Genomic DNA, 13,921 nt, shown 5'->3' with positions numbered 1-13,921 from the left:
GATTAACATTAATTAGATCGATTAAACTTGCAGAAGATATAGCTTTTGAACTATTCTTAAAGTATGGTTATTAAGTAGATTAAAAGACCCTTGAGTAGTACGCTGAACAGTAACATTATAAAATTACCACCTCTTAGTACGCAAGAAATTGCCAATCTTTGCGGAGTTTTACATAGTAATTTTAAATTTCTAGAAGAATATTTCAATTTAACCATAAAGCTTAAGCAGAACGTTGTTATTCTACACGGTCAGCGCGAAGAGCAATTTCATGAAGTAAGAAAAATACTTAACTTATTGTATCCTTTATCGAAGAGCCCCATAGATATACAAACAATTCGTGTTTTAATTAGTGAGGATTATCAAAGCGCAATGACTCATCATATAAAGTTATCTCGCAAAATAATTGCAGCCCGAAATAATAAACAAGCAGAGTTCCTTGATGCAATTGATCGTTGTGACATCACTTTTGCTGTTGGACCAGCTGGAACAGGTAAAACCTATCTTGCAGTATCTAAAGCCATAGAAAGTTTTGAAAAAGGAGAGGTACATAGACTTATTTTTGTTCGCCCCGCGGTTGAGGCTGGTGAAAAATTAGGATTCCTACCTGGAGATTTAGTCGAAAAAGTACTCCCTTATCTACGGCCAATATACGATGCCTTATATGAAATGATTGGTTTTAAAGAAACCCAAAAAATGATTCAGAGTGATATTATTGAAGTTTTACCTCTCGCCTTTATGCGTGGTCGCACTCTAAATGAATCATTTATCATATTGGATGAGGCTCAAAATACAACGATCATGCAAATGAAAATGTTTTTAACTCGAATGGGTTTCGGCTCTAAAACAGTCATAACTGGTGATATCACTCAAGTTGACTTACCCAAAGGAACTGATTCTGGACTTGCTCATGCGCTCGATTTATTTAAAAATATTCCAGAAATAAGCATTCATAAATTTACTAGTCGTGAAGTTGTAAGACATCCCTTAGTGTCTAAAATTGTCGACTGTTATGACCATGAATATAAAGAGAATAAAAAATGACATACCATATTGACCTCCAAAATGCCACTGATACCCCATTGCCTTTAGCTGATGGTGAATTAATCAGTCTGGCTGAGCTTGCGCTCAGGGATCATCAAGATGATGCTGAATTAACGATACGTTTAGTCAATTCTGACGAAATGATTTTTTTAAATCATACCTATAGAAAACAAAATAAACCGACTAATGTGCTTGCCTTCCCCAGTTCAGTACCTGAACATGTAGAACTTGAATACCCTCTATTAGGCGATATTATTATTTGTCCTGAAGTATTACTGGCTGAAAGCCAACAACTTAACAAATCACTTAAAGAACATTGGTCTCTAATAGTAATTCATGGAGTCCTGCATCTGTTAGGCTACGATCATATTAAAGAAGACGAAGCCTCTGTAATGCAATCACTTGAAATAAAACTTTTAAATGAGCTAGGTTATTCCAATCCCTATGACTTAGAGGTAAATGATCTTGAATAAAGAGGAAGAAGGTGGTTCGTGGTTTGTTCGACTGAAACAGTTTTTACAAGGTGAGCCACAAAATCAGGAAGAGCTTGTAAATCTATTAAGAGATGCACAAATCAGATCTCTAATTAGTTCTGAAACTTTGGCCATGATAGAAGGCGCCATTCACTTCTCGAAAATGCGGGCACGTGACATCATGCTGCCTAAAAATCAAATGGTTTGTCTCAATCAAGATGATGAATATAATGAAATCATTAAAGTTGTTACACGAACTGGACATTCACGCTTTCCTGTAACTGGTGAAAATTCAGATGAAATTATTGGCATACTACATGCCAAAGATTTATTAAACTCTCAAGTAGGAAATCCTGATTCTTTTGATTTGCTCGATACCTGCAGGCAAGTGACCTTTGTTCCTGAAAGCAAACGCCTAGACAGTTTGCTTAGCGAATTTCGTTGTAATCGCAATCATATGGCTATCGTTGTTGATGAATATGGAGAAGTTTCTGGTTTCATCACTATAGAAGATATTATTGAACAGATTATAGGCGATATTGAAGATGAGTTTGATATAGATGATGACGCCTATATCAAAACTCACCACGACCATCATTATATTATTAAAGCACATACACCTATTGAAGAATTTAATGAGCAGATGCATACTAATTTCAGCGATGATATCTACGATACAATTGGTGGTATTGTGATGAATAGCTTTGGATACCTACCAAAACGCGGTGAAACGATCACCATAGATAATCTAGAATTTAAAGTAATTAATGCCGATGCCCGCAGAATTAAATTATTAGAATGTATCGATAAACGACCTCAAAGCAACAGCTCAAAAACTAATATTGAAGGATAATTAATGAATAGCAATATTCTCATCGTTGATGATGACGCAGAGCTTACTGACTTGCTCACCCAATATTTGGAGCCCGAGGGATTTAATGTAGTATGTGTTCATGACGGCGAAAGTGGTATTAAAAAAGCATTAAACCAGGTGTTTGACGCGATTGTTCTTGACGTAATGTTGCCTAAATTAAATGGCTTCGAAGTCTTAAAAGCAATAAGAGAACACCTAGAAACTCCTGTTTTAATGTTAACCGCCCGAGGAGATGATATAGACAGAATCGTGGGATTAGAAATTGGTGCAGACGATTATTTGCCTAAACCATGTAATCCTCGTGAGCTAGTTGCTCGTTTAAGAGCTATTTTAAGACGGACTATGAAAATCCCCATATCGAGACCGGTTATTGAGCACCATGATATTGTTGTTGACTGCTCAAAACGCCATGTCACTATGGCAGGAAAATTTCTTGAATTAACTAATGCTGAGTTTAATATTTTAGAAATGTTAATTAAGTCACCAGGGCAAGCCTTTTCGAAAGAAGAACTAACAGAATACGCCCTAGGCAGAAAATATACTGCCTATGATAGAAGTATCGATGTCCACATTAGTAATTTGAGAAACAAATTAGGTGATAATCCAGAAGGAGAACCTATAGTAAAAACGGTTCGCGGATTTGGGTACATGTTTAATGCGTAGTTTGTATTGGAAAATATTCGTTTCGTTTTGGTTAGCCACCATACTGATTATTTTCACTACAGCCTGGGTTACGAGTCAAATTGCACAAAAATCATCTCAACCCGTGCGAGAACAAATGTTTATGGACAGCTATGCAAATGCGGCTGTCGCTACCTTTGAGTCAGGACAAAGGTCTGCTCTACTCAAATGGCTTAATCAAATAGGCCTATCCCGGCATATGTCCCTATGGTTGCTTTCAAGCAGCGGCGAAATTGTTGGTGCGCAAGATCCTCCGGAAAGCGTCAAAAAAGTTGCTGAAAATCTTATTAACGATCAGCTGAGTGAAGGGATCTTTACTGCAGGAAAATTAATAGTCAGCCATGAAATTTTATCCACATCAGGCAAATTTTATAGATTAGCCGCTGTAAGTGAAAAACCTATATCTTATTTTGTTCAAATTCCTTGGGCAGGACTTGCCATACGCCTAACTTTAGCGATTTTTATTAGTGGTCTTATTTGTTACTTACTCTCCATGTATTTAACCCAGCCACTCAGAACGTTAGGAATGGCAGCAAAATCCATAGCGACAGGAAAACTTTATACCCGTGTGGGGCATTTTAGAGGCCATAAAAAAGATGAAATTGCCGAATTAAGTAAAGATTTTGACCGCATGGCAGAACAATTAGAAGCATTAGTTCGCTCTAAAGAACGTTTATTACAAGATATTTCCCATGAGTTACGCTCCCCATTAGCACGTCTGAATATTGCTATTGAGTTAGGCAAAAAGAAAACCAATCATTTAGCTGACAATGAGTTTAATCGTATGGAGCTCGAAAGCTCTAGATTAAATGCTTTAATTAGTGAGATCTTAGATTTTGCCCGTTTGGATAAATCAACCACAGATCTTCAATTGGCTAAAACTAATATCCCTGAATTAATATCAGATATTATACATGACGCTAATTATGAATCAGGAGATCAGCTCAATCGTATTAGCACTGAAACAATAGAGCCCTGTCAGCTAATAGTCGATAAACGTTTAATTCATAGAGCCATTGAAAATATAGTACGTAATGCCCTGCACTATACTCCGGAACATCAACAAATCCATATATCCCTTCACCATAATGATGCTAAGGATAAAATCTATCTGGATGTTAAAGATAATGGTCCGGGAGTTCCCGAAGATCAATTAGAGAAAATATTTAACCCTTTTTACCGAGTGGATACGTCAAGAACGAAGAAAACCGGTGGTTATGGTCTAGGATTAGCCATAGCATCTAGAGCGATAACCTTACACCATGGGGAAATTATTGCTAAAAATGCAGAGGACGGAGGGCTATTAGTTCGCATTATTCTTCCTTTACGCTTATCTCCAAACAATGAAACGATAAACTAATTATTTTAAATAGTATCCGTTCATCATCCTCTACTTTACTCTAAATAGTCCAAAAGCCACTTTAAATTGCTAAAAAATAGAAATAGTTTTTTAAAGTTAGCATTTAAACCAATTTTCACTGGATTTTAGTCACAAATTCATGTAATATGTACAAAAAAATATCATGTTGAGGGCTCGGGTTTAATGAGTACAACATCAATCTTGGGTAAAGTTAGTTCATTTTTCTTTCTTTCTGGTTTCGTGTGTGGGAAAGCTCAGTACCTACCGTTCCCTCTTGCTGCCCCTATTTGTAATGGGATCTCGCTAATACTCTATATGATGGGGTATGGCGTATGGTTTATAAGCAGCCATTTCCATCCAGAGCATACTTATAATGAAGAAGAATGGTATGGTTTTGCACAATTTAAGGAGCAACACCTATTTGCAGCCATTCTTGGACTTATTGCAACGGTGTTAAGCATTGCAGGATTTTTTGCTCCTGTACTATTACTCCCCGCAGCTTGGCTATTTGTAGCCAGTAATTTAATGTGGGCCACTAGTGAATATCACAAACTAAACAATCCCCACCCTAAAGACGAAAATTACTCTCATAGTTATCAAGAGGCTTATTCGTCCTATGCTACCACGTTAGCAGCTATTAGCGTGGCAACAGCCCTTAGTGCTACCTTAATTTTCTTATTTCCTCCTCTGACCATTCCTATACTTGTAGTTTCAGCTATCACTATTGCAGGCCTAAGTATCCTTGTTGCTGAAATTTGGCTAAATTATACCTGTGACAATCATCCACCAACTCCTGTTCCATCGACTAGCCACGATCAAATGGTTAAGTCATTGGGGCCGAAAAATGAACTTGAAGAAATAAATTCCCCTCGCCCTTACCACGGTAAAGGCCCATTACATGCACATGAAGAACCTAAAACTTATCAATTAGAATTAGATGATGTGCCTCTTTCCAAACAACAGACTTGCTCAATGACTCTGTAATTAGTATATTCTTTCGGTTACTCAAGAGGCTGATAATGAATAATACAATTGCACAAATGATCAAAGAGGCATATAAGGCATTACCTAATGCTTATACACCCTATTCTCAATTTAAAGTTGCGTCGTGTATCTGTACAGACAAAGGTAACTTATATACTGGAGTTAATGTAGAAAATGGTTCTTATAGCTTAAGTATTTGTGCTGAGTCATCCGCCATCTGTCACATGATTGCTGCGGGAGAGCAGAAAATTAAAAGTATCGTCGTTGTAGCTCATAATAATTTATTATGCCCACCGTGTGGCGCATGCAGACAAAGAATTCATGAGTTCTCAACCGCTGATACGATGGTTTATTTATGCAATGAAAAGACAGTGTTCCAAAGCTTGTCTATTGATCAATTATTGCCTCTAGCTTTTGATTTTAACCCCTAATCGGATAATTATATGACTAATCCTATAACAAAAAACACTTATCCTTATTTAGCAGCAGATCATATTAAGAAGCTGCTCCCATCATTTAAACCAACTGTAGGAGTTGTTTTAGGTTCTGGACTAGGTAAGTTTGCTGAAGAGTTAGAGGACTCTGTCTCTATAGACTATGACCAACTACCAGGATTCCCCAAAGTTACTGTTGAAGGACACGGAGGAAAATTAATTCTTGGTTACTGTAACGGTGTAGGTGTAGTGTGTTTGCAAGGTCGAGCCCATACATACGAGGGCTTAGAAAATTATGAAGTTGTTAAAACCTATGTTAGAACATTGAAAGTTCTAGGTTGTAATTACTTTATCGCAACAAATGCATCAGGGTCTCTTAGAGAGGAAGTTGGTCCTGGCGAGTTAATGCTGATTACTGATCATATTAACTTGCAGCCAAGCAACCCACTGATTGGACCTAATGATGATGAATTTGGACCTAGATTTTATCCTCTAGATAATGCATATGACAAAACAATGCGCACAGAGCTATTAGCAACTGCTCAAAATAACGGAATCAGATTAAGCGAGGGTGTTTATATCTCTGTATTAGGTCCTCATTATGAAACTGCTGCAGAAATTAGAGCATTTAAAATATTAGGAGCAGACGCTGTAGGCATGTCTACTGTTCCAGAAGTATTGGTAGCTAACCACTGTGGAATGAACGTCGCGGTCATTGCCATGATAACTAATTACGCAACAGGCCTTGCTCAAACCAGTCATAGTCATGATGCAGTAGTTAAAATGGCATCCAGTGCAGCTGAAAAGCTTAACACCTTAATGAAACAATATATCATAGGGTTAGCGTGACTATAGAAACTCATTTAAATAGTGTTTTAGAGCATTTTCTTTTTACGAGAGTCAGCCTCTCGGAAATAACTGCTGATCAGTTGATCCGAACCATGGATTTGACTCTGTTAAAAGAAAATGCCACTGTCAATGAGTTACACCATCTCAAGAACTTAGCGCAGCTCCATCCGGTAGCTGCTGTTTGTATTTATACTTATTATTTAAACCAGTTTAAGCTAGAAAGTACTACAAACCTTGCAACAGTTATCAATTTTCCGACAGGAAATGCTTCTATAGAAGACTGCATTAATGAAATAAATACAGCGCGGGAGTTAGGTTTTAAGGAAATTGACTATGTCTTCCCTTATCAAATATATCTAAGAGAAAATAAAAAAGAAGCATTAAACCACGGCAGTATTATCGCTGAATATTGTAAGCAACATGGCCTTACTTTAAAGATAATTTTAGAAACTGGCGCTTTCCCAGAAATGCAAAGTATCTACCAATTATGTATAGAGCTCTTAAATTTTCACTGTGATTTCCTTAAAACATCAACAGGTAAAATCAATCAAGGTGCTTCACTACCCGCCCTAATTGCCATATTAAGTGCTATACAAGACTCTGGTAAAAAATGCGGCGTGAAGGTTTCTGGAGGAATAAAAACTCCAGAGCAAGCTAGAAACTTTGCTTATCTGGCGGAATTAATAATGCACAAAAAAATAAGTAAGGACTGGTTCCGAATTGGTGCAAGCAGTCTTTTAGAAGATCTAGTAGATAAACAGTCAATCAACTAATAATGTCTTAATAAAAAATGTGCATGATTTAGTGGAAGTCACCTTTTTATCACTATTAATTCTTCCCGATTATTGTGGTGATACAAAGAACCCAATAAATAAAAATGAATTAAACATTCAGAAAAACTCGGTTAAAATAACGAGATGCTTTTATAATAATTATCGGAGTTTTAATCACCATGAGAATAAAAACCGTATTTAAATCCACTCTAGTGTCTCTACTAGGACTTTTCTTAGTAGCTTGTAATAAAGATCTACCTCCCGGTGAATATGATGCCAATGAAATTGGTAAAATTAAAAAGGTAATCCCTGGCGTGATTATTTCTAAGCGAGCAGTTAATCTTCATAGACAAAACGCAGAGGGGACCAATCCTAATAGCAAAAACTTTATGGAAGGAGGATATAATCAAACTCACGGAGTTGAGTACGTTATTAAACTCAATTCAGGGGGTATTATTTCCGTTGTACAATCTGAAGATTTAAAGCTTAAAAACAAGCAAAAAATATTGGTAATCTATGGACGACATACTCGCGTTGTAGCCGATAATGGCAGCGATATTTATTAATCATGTAGCCGGCTGCAAGTAACGAATGGCACTTAACTTAAGGAATTCGCTACGCTCATGGTCTCCCGGATTGGCATCCGGGAAAGCTATAAGTAACGCGAATTCTTCTGTTTTTTTCTTATTAGTTACTTGCAACCAGCCACATTATAAAAGCCTTGACGACTTTTACATCAAAGCCGCTCCAACAGCAAACCACATCAATAATCCATAATAAATACTAACTGTAAAGGCTTTAAAACAATCCTCAGGCACTCTTTTACTGATTAACTTTTGTTGATAAATCAATATCAAAATAGCTGCGGCCCAAAAAACGTAAAATCCCAATTGAACTTTATTGATCAAAGCCCAACAGAACCATAAGCTATGAAGTACAAATAAAAGCATCCCAATAATTAATAGATCGTAATTAGCAAAATAAATAGCGGTAGATTTTACCCCTATTTTTAAATCATCTTCTTTATCCGTTATTGCATACATCGTGTCATAAGCGAGAATCCATAAGAAATTAATAACGAATAAAACGATAAAATTGCCATTTAATGCTGTTTCAGAAGCCACATAGGCCATAGGTATCCCCATTGAAAAAGAAAGCCCCAGAATCATTTGGGGCGCTTCTAAAAAGCGCTTACAAAAGGGATAAAGCAAGGTAGTCAATAATGCAACCACGGCTAAATAAAAACAGTTCACTGGCAAATTCAGCGCAATGACTAAGGCTCCGCTCCACAAAAGAAATAATAAGATAAATGCCTCTACTAATCCTACTTCCCCTGACGTAATAGGACGTAATTTTGTGCGCGTTACATGCTTATCAATATGTCTGTCAGCAATATCATTGACAACACATCCGGCAGCACGCATTAAGATAGTACCTAGTGCAAATAATAAAAATAATTTGAGCGAAGGAGCACCGTTATTGGCAACCCATAACGCCCATGCCGTCGGATACCAAAGCAAAAGAGTACCTGCAGGTTTATGTAACCGTAATAATCTCCAATATGCGCCCCACTTCAGCATGATAGACACTCTAATTCTGGTAACAGCAATTCAGCTAAATAAAAAGACTCTAAGTAATTTAAAGAATACTCCGCTAATCTTACCCAGATAATGCCATCAATATTGTTTAGATGTTTTTTAACCCAGTTAAATTCAATACATTGCTTATCTATTGGGTAATTAAGCATCGTCACCCGATGTACTTTAGAGTTATCAAAAATCAAATTTCTTATAGATTCTTTTTCAAGACGCTTAAAAAATTCGGGGTCGCTAAAATAACATTTTTTCGGAATTATTGTTCGAGCATACCAATAGTCGGTATGGTGATGTTTCATCATAATTTCGCGCTCAAAAATGAGTTCATCATCAATTTGCAGCAAATACCTATCCCACCACGTTGGTCGTGTCCACTGTTGTGAAATCACAGTTAATTGAGTGCTTCCCCTTGCTGCTTGGAGCTTATCCGTTAATGAATGACGACACTCTCGCCAATCGAGGAGAGAATGGGGATTTTGGGGTTCAGCTACAAATATGGGCTGATTATTAATAAACATAGATAATAGTTCACTAAACTCCTACATCATGGGATATTACAAAATTAGTAAGATGTGAACAAGGGTACTTCCGTCTTTGTGGTGGAAAATAAGTCTATTTTTAATCACGAATCCGATTTAACTTTTACTCTTCCAAGTCTATTTAACACAATGATCAAGTGCTCCTTGGTATAAGGATTAGATATCACAAATTTGCCATTACTCATGGTACTTATGGGATTATACGATAAAATAATTTTATTAAGTGAGTGCACGCCATTCCAGGTAATACTCCAGCGAGGATGATGCCACTCCCACTGATACAAAAGCTCCATTGCGTTCTTTTTACTATTATATTGCGTTAATTTCATCCCACTCGACCAATTGTGCGATTGATGATCAAAGGGAGTAAGATACACTGGGCTGCCTCGAGTAGCGGCTTGAATTTTTGCATATTGTATCGCAACTCGAATCTCATCGATTATAACTTGGCGTTCATGATTATATTTTAAAAAGGAAGCAGAAATAACACCCAATAAGGATAAGCCTGCAAAACAAATTAAAGCGATTAAGGTCTCAATTAATGTAAATCCCTTTATGTTCATAAAGCCACCTTATATTTTTAGTTCTGAGCATTTTTGCTACATTCAACATCGAGCCGAAGCTATTACCCTCTTATCTACTCCATGTGTTCAAAGAAATTTTAATTTGTATGTGTTGATTACAACATGTTACTTTAACGGGAATTCGGCATAAAAATGGTTTGTAACCTGGGTGCATTGTCCCGCGATCTTATCCGAAGCTCACATTAATTTAATAACAGTGTGCGAGCTATAATATTAATTTTTTAAGAACTTATTTGCAAATAGGCTCTAAGTCGAGTTAGAACTTGAAAAACTTCTCTTTTAGATAGAGGGTTATCCAACAAATACTCAAGAGCTAACCCTTGAAATATAGGGTAAGGCAAATTTAAATCGTTAACATTGGGTCCCAATGATAATAAAGCCTGAGGAGCTTTATCTAGCAATTTATTCTCTAACTCTTGTTCTCTAACCGCAACAACTAATACCTCATCTTGCGTTATATCAATATAATCCATCATTTGATTAAAAAGAGAACGCATCTTATCACTCAATTCTGTAGAAATAAGAACAATTATTGGGTGAGTACTCGTCTCATTGGGTTGATCTATTAAATTTGGAATGAGCTCTTTATTTACCCATGGAGTAATTCCTATTTGATTAAGGTAATAAAGAGTTAAATTACTATACATATCAAGATTGAGAGCAAAAAAAGAAGTATAACCTGAAACAAAATTTCAGTCAGCTTTTTCCGTATCGGCATAGCCTCTACCAGGAACGTCATTCTGTGCGCAGCGAGGGATCTCCTCGATGTGGCTCATGCAGATCCCTAGTCGTAAACTCATCCGAATGACCGAAAACTGCTTAAGTTAACGTCAGTTTCGGATACGGAACTCAGATTTTACTTTGCCTCGTTCGGCCTGATGAGGGCTAAAGCGACGCCGCAGGACGAATGGATCGTAATAGAGACTGGATCTAATACGCTTCTTATCCAAAAAGTTAATGACAGTGATGTTCGACCTCCATCGGCGAACACCCATATTCTGCTCACGCGGGAAAATCATTAATATGGAGGGGGGAGATAAATAGCCAGCTAAGTAATATCAGGTTTCACCAAGTTTTACTCCAATTAATTATAGACTAAAACTTAGACGTTCTTCCTCGACAGAGTCCTCGCTAAAATCATCATAATAAACTCCGTTCACTACCGTTTGCAGAGGCTCTTCTCTTTCACACAAACTAGCTAATAATTTAGGAATTAAAGCATGTTGATTGGTACTAAATAATTTTAATACCCTCAGACATTGGGGAATAGATAAATCCCATTTATCATAATATTCGGCTTTAAATAAATTAGCGCCACTGTACATTAAATGCCGAAAGTCTTGTAGCGCACGGTAGAGTTCCGCACTCGGATTTTCCTTAAGCTCTCTTATAAATTTAATAAAAATGTGAAGAACAATATTAGACTCATCCTTTATCTTCTCCAAGTGTTCTAAACATCGAAATGGGGATTGTAATGTTAATGAATGTCTCGCTACTTCCAGTGTCCTTTTATCGATGCTGCTTTTTACAAACTCAGAGGATATCTTAAGAAAAATTGGATATACAGATAATAAAACATTATGATTTTCCTCATTGATTTCAAATTGCTCCTGAGGAATATCATTACCAAAAAAGGTTACTGAATTAGATTCAGCTGCTACAACAGGTTTTGCACTGTCGGCAGCACCAGCGGCTGGTTTAAAATAAAGCTCTCTTAATTCTAAAGATTGTTTCATTAATGACGCTCTATTGGGTAATGAAGATTGAACAATTAAATTATTAACAATTTCAAACCAATGTTTATCACCTCTATAGCAACAATAAGACAATAAATCTCCTAGGGAATGAAATGTAGAATACATATATTCCTTATTTTCATAAGTTCCATTTTCATTCTTCTTATAGCGCACATCTAAATAACTTTTAGTAGTCTCGTATCCCTTTTGAATCACTTTATTTCTGACATCATCTTCTATAGTAAATGATGTGGTAGAAACATCATCAACGTTAACTACTAGCGATTGTGCCGCATATTTTCGTAATTTCATCCTATCTTGTTCCCAGCCACTAGCCGGATCACTAACTCCGGTTATAAGGCTGTATATCCAATTTAGAATGAAATTTTCTCTATAGACTTGTTCTAATCTATCTATAGTGAATCGTTCTGTACCATTATCAAACTGAACTGCTAAGACTTTTAGGTTGTTACCATATTCTGATTCTAATAACGTTGTATGATCATCCCCAAAAGCCTCTGTAGGGAAGTTGCTTAACACTCCTCCATCATTATGTTCTTCTCCATCAATAAATGTGCCTCTGTAAATAGGGGGTATACTTGCTGATATTTTAACGGCTTCACTGACCTCAAAGTTTGGCGATCTGGTTAATGAGAAGTAGCGCGTCTGCCTTGATTTCTTCTTGGTGGCGGTTACTATCAACTCCTCCCCTATGCCGCAATCCGGACACTGTTTTTTCAAATTATCCAACGTAGCAAAAGTAATCTTACCCTGAGGAAATGGGATATTATACTTAGCAACAATTTGTTTTACCTTGAGTGCAATCGCATAATCGAGAGAGGTCTTTAAAGCATGAGGATCAGATAAACCATTTCTATCTATATCAAAAAAAACTAAATGCTCTTGTTTAAAATGTTTAAATAAATCAGTAATTTCATCCGCAGAATAGCCTAAGTAACAAAACAAGGACATAATTGCCCCAGCGGAACTTCCAGCAAAATGTTCTAACCGTATATTGGCTTCGCAGAGTGCTCTCCAGACACCAACGTGGGCAAATATTTTACCTCCGCCACCACAAAAAACTGCATTATTGATATCAGGACGCTTTTCTTGGACAATAACTTCCTTGGTTATTTCACGTTCGTATATTTTAACAGTTTCATTTTCATACAATAGCTTAAGGCTATTATCTACAGATGCCCTCTTTTCAACTTTTTCCTCTGGATAAAAGAATGAAACAAACCACTGCCAAAGACTAAGATACCAGGGTTTGTAGTCTGCATATTTTTGCATTTGTCTGTAATTATACATTTCTGTATAGCGCGCATTGTAGTCCGCTATTACGATTGATTGAGGATGGGGACTTCTGCATACAGACTCAAAATTAAGATTTTTTAAGTTAACTCGAGTTAATTGCTCAACTAATTTATCTGTTATAAAAACTCTTTTGGCATTACCAAGAGGCTCTTTTTCTAAATCATCGGGAGCTTTATATTTAGTGCCTGAACGAGGGGCTAAAAATTGATTAAATCCAATTAAACTACCATGATTACCATGACAAACTTCAATACTAGTAAGTTGATAATTAAGAGATAAACTTAAATCGGTTATTTTCCAAAGTTCTGAAAACCTATTTTCGAACCAACTCAATAACCTTCCCCACCAGCTCAAAGCAACTTCAGCAGTAAACCCTCGATATTCATTAACATGAACACCATTAAAATAATCAGTTTCTTTTTCTGCTTGATGTGGCTCAAGAAGCCATTTTAGAAAAAGCTCTTTTTTCTCATCACTTAAACGAGTGTAATCAAACATCACTCGTTCTTCATCAAATAGATAATTAGCTAAAGAAATTTTATTATCAGGAGATTGTCCATTGACTCTAAAACGCCCTAAATATGCAGTAATAATTATTTTTTTTAAAAGATCTAGATTTTTAGGATATTTTGTGTCAGATTCTAGCAGCTGACTTATCACGTGCTGTGGGGTCATCGCTCA

At 36.5% G+C, this 13,921-nt stretch carries 15 protein-coding genes; 10 read left to right on the top strand and 5 right to left on the bottom strand.

Annotated elements, in window-relative coordinates; all coding sequences use genetic code 11:
• Positions 1 to 90: 90 nt before the first annotated feature.
• The 10 genes from LFA_RS06220 (at position 91) to LFA_RS06175 (ending at position 8,035) form a co-directional block, all read left to right on the top strand.
• A complete protein-coding gene (locus LFA_RS06220; RefSeq protein WP_045095419.1) occupies positions 91 to 1,041 on the top strand; it encodes a PhoH family protein in 951 nt (316 codons plus the stop codon).
• Complete coding sequence (ybeY, locus tag LFA_RS06215; RefSeq protein WP_045095418.1) at positions 1,038 to 1,514, top strand: rRNA maturation RNase YbeY; 477 nt, start codon at positions 1,038 to 1,040, stop codon at positions 1,512 to 1,514. The genes LFA_RS06220 and ybeY overlap by 4 nt, the downstream gene beginning before the upstream one ends.
• Positions 1,501 to 2,367, top strand: coding sequence for an HlyC/CorC family transporter (locus LFA_RS06210; protein ID WP_157010295.1), 867 nt, complete (start codon positions 1,501 to 1,503; stop codon positions 2,365 to 2,367). The genes ybeY and LFA_RS06210 overlap by 14 nt, the downstream gene beginning before the upstream one ends.
• Before the next feature lie 3 nt (positions 2,368 to 2,370).
• Positions 2,371 to 3,051 (top strand): two-component system response regulator CpxR, encoded by a 681-nt coding sequence (gene cpxR / locus LFA_RS06205; protein WP_045095417.1) that lies wholly within the window; start codon positions 2,371 to 2,373, stop codon positions 3,049 to 3,051.
• Positions 3,044 to 4,429: a two-component system sensor histidine kinase CpxA gene (gene cpxA, locus LFA_RS06200; protein ID WP_045095416.1), complete on the top strand. Its 1,386-nt coding sequence runs from the start codon at positions 3,044 to 3,046 to the stop codon at positions 4,427 to 4,429. Before cpxR ends, cpxA begins: the two co-directional genes overlap by 8 nt.
• A gap of 183 nt (positions 4,430 to 4,612) precedes the next feature.
• Positions 4,613 to 5,413, top strand: a complete 801-nt coding sequence (locus LFA_RS06195; protein WP_045095415.1) for a YbaN family protein — start codon at positions 4,613 to 4,615, stop codon at positions 5,411 to 5,413.
• A 35-nt stretch (positions 5,414 to 5,448) separates the two neighbouring features.
• Positions 5,449 to 5,844 (top strand): cytidine deaminase, encoded by a 396-nt coding sequence (gene cdd, locus LFA_RS06190; protein ID WP_045095414.1) that lies wholly within the window; start codon positions 5,449 to 5,451, stop codon positions 5,842 to 5,844.
• A gap of 12 nt (positions 5,845 to 5,856) precedes the next feature.
• Positions 5,857 to 6,696 (top strand): purine-nucleoside phosphorylase, encoded by an 840-nt coding sequence (locus LFA_RS06185; protein ID WP_045095413.1) that lies wholly within the window; start codon positions 5,857 to 5,859, stop codon positions 6,694 to 6,696.
• A complete protein-coding gene (gene deoC, locus LFA_RS06180; protein ID WP_045095412.1) occupies positions 6,693 to 7,469 on the top strand; it encodes a 2-deoxyribose-5-phosphate aldolase in 777 nt (258 codons plus the stop codon). The genes LFA_RS06185 and deoC overlap by 4 nt, the downstream gene beginning before the upstream one ends.
• Positions 7,470 to 7,648: 179 nt before the next feature.
• Positions 7,649 to 8,035, top strand: coding sequence for a hypothetical protein (locus LFA_RS06175; RefSeq protein ID WP_045095411.1), 387 nt, complete (start codon positions 7,649 to 7,651; stop codon positions 8,033 to 8,035).
• Positions 8,036 to 8,200: 165 nt separating this feature from the next.
• Here the strand turns inward: LFA_RS06175 and LFA_RS06170 are convergent, their stop codons facing one another.
• From LFA_RS06170 to vpdC, 5 genes are all read right to left on the bottom strand, one after another.
• Positions 8,201 to 9,049 carry a 4-hydroxybenzoate octaprenyltransferase gene (locus tag LFA_RS06170; protein WP_045095410.1) on the bottom strand — a complete coding sequence of 283 codons (849 nt, stop codon included), beginning with the start codon at positions 9,047 to 9,049 and terminating at the stop codon, positions 8,201 to 8,203.
• Entirely contained in the window at positions 9,043 to 9,582 is a 540-nt protein-coding gene (locus tag LFA_RS06165) for a chorismate--pyruvate lyase family protein (RefSeq protein ID WP_045095409.1), read from the bottom strand. Before LFA_RS06165 ends, LFA_RS06170 begins: the two co-directional genes overlap by 7 nt.
• Positions 9,583 to 9,686: 104 nt before the next feature.
• Positions 9,687 to 10,166, bottom strand: a complete 480-nt coding sequence (locus LFA_RS06160) for a GspH/FimT family pseudopilin (RefSeq protein ID WP_045095408.1) — start codon at positions 10,164 to 10,166, stop codon at positions 9,687 to 9,689.
• A gap of 242 nt (positions 10,167 to 10,408) precedes the next feature.
• On the bottom strand, positions 10,409 to 10,834 hold the full coding sequence (locus LFA_RS06155) for a DNA polymerase III subunit psi (RefSeq protein WP_045095407.1): 426 nt from the start codon (positions 10,832 to 10,834) through the stop codon (positions 10,409 to 10,411).
• Between the two features lie 441 nt (positions 10,835 to 11,275).
• Positions 11,276 to 13,915 (bottom strand): Dot/Icm T4SS effector VpdC, encoded by a 2,640-nt coding sequence (vpdC, locus tag LFA_RS06150; RefSeq protein ID WP_045095406.1) that lies wholly within the window; start codon positions 13,913 to 13,915, stop codon positions 11,276 to 11,278.
• Between the last annotated feature and the right edge of the window lie 6 nt (positions 13,916 to 13,921).

This window comes from Legionella fallonii LLAP-10 (assembly GCF_000953135.1).
Lineage (GTDB): Bacteria > Pseudomonadota > Gammaproteobacteria > Legionellales > Legionellaceae > Legionella > Legionella fallonii.
This window is presented reverse-complemented; position numbering and strand designations above follow the sequence as displayed.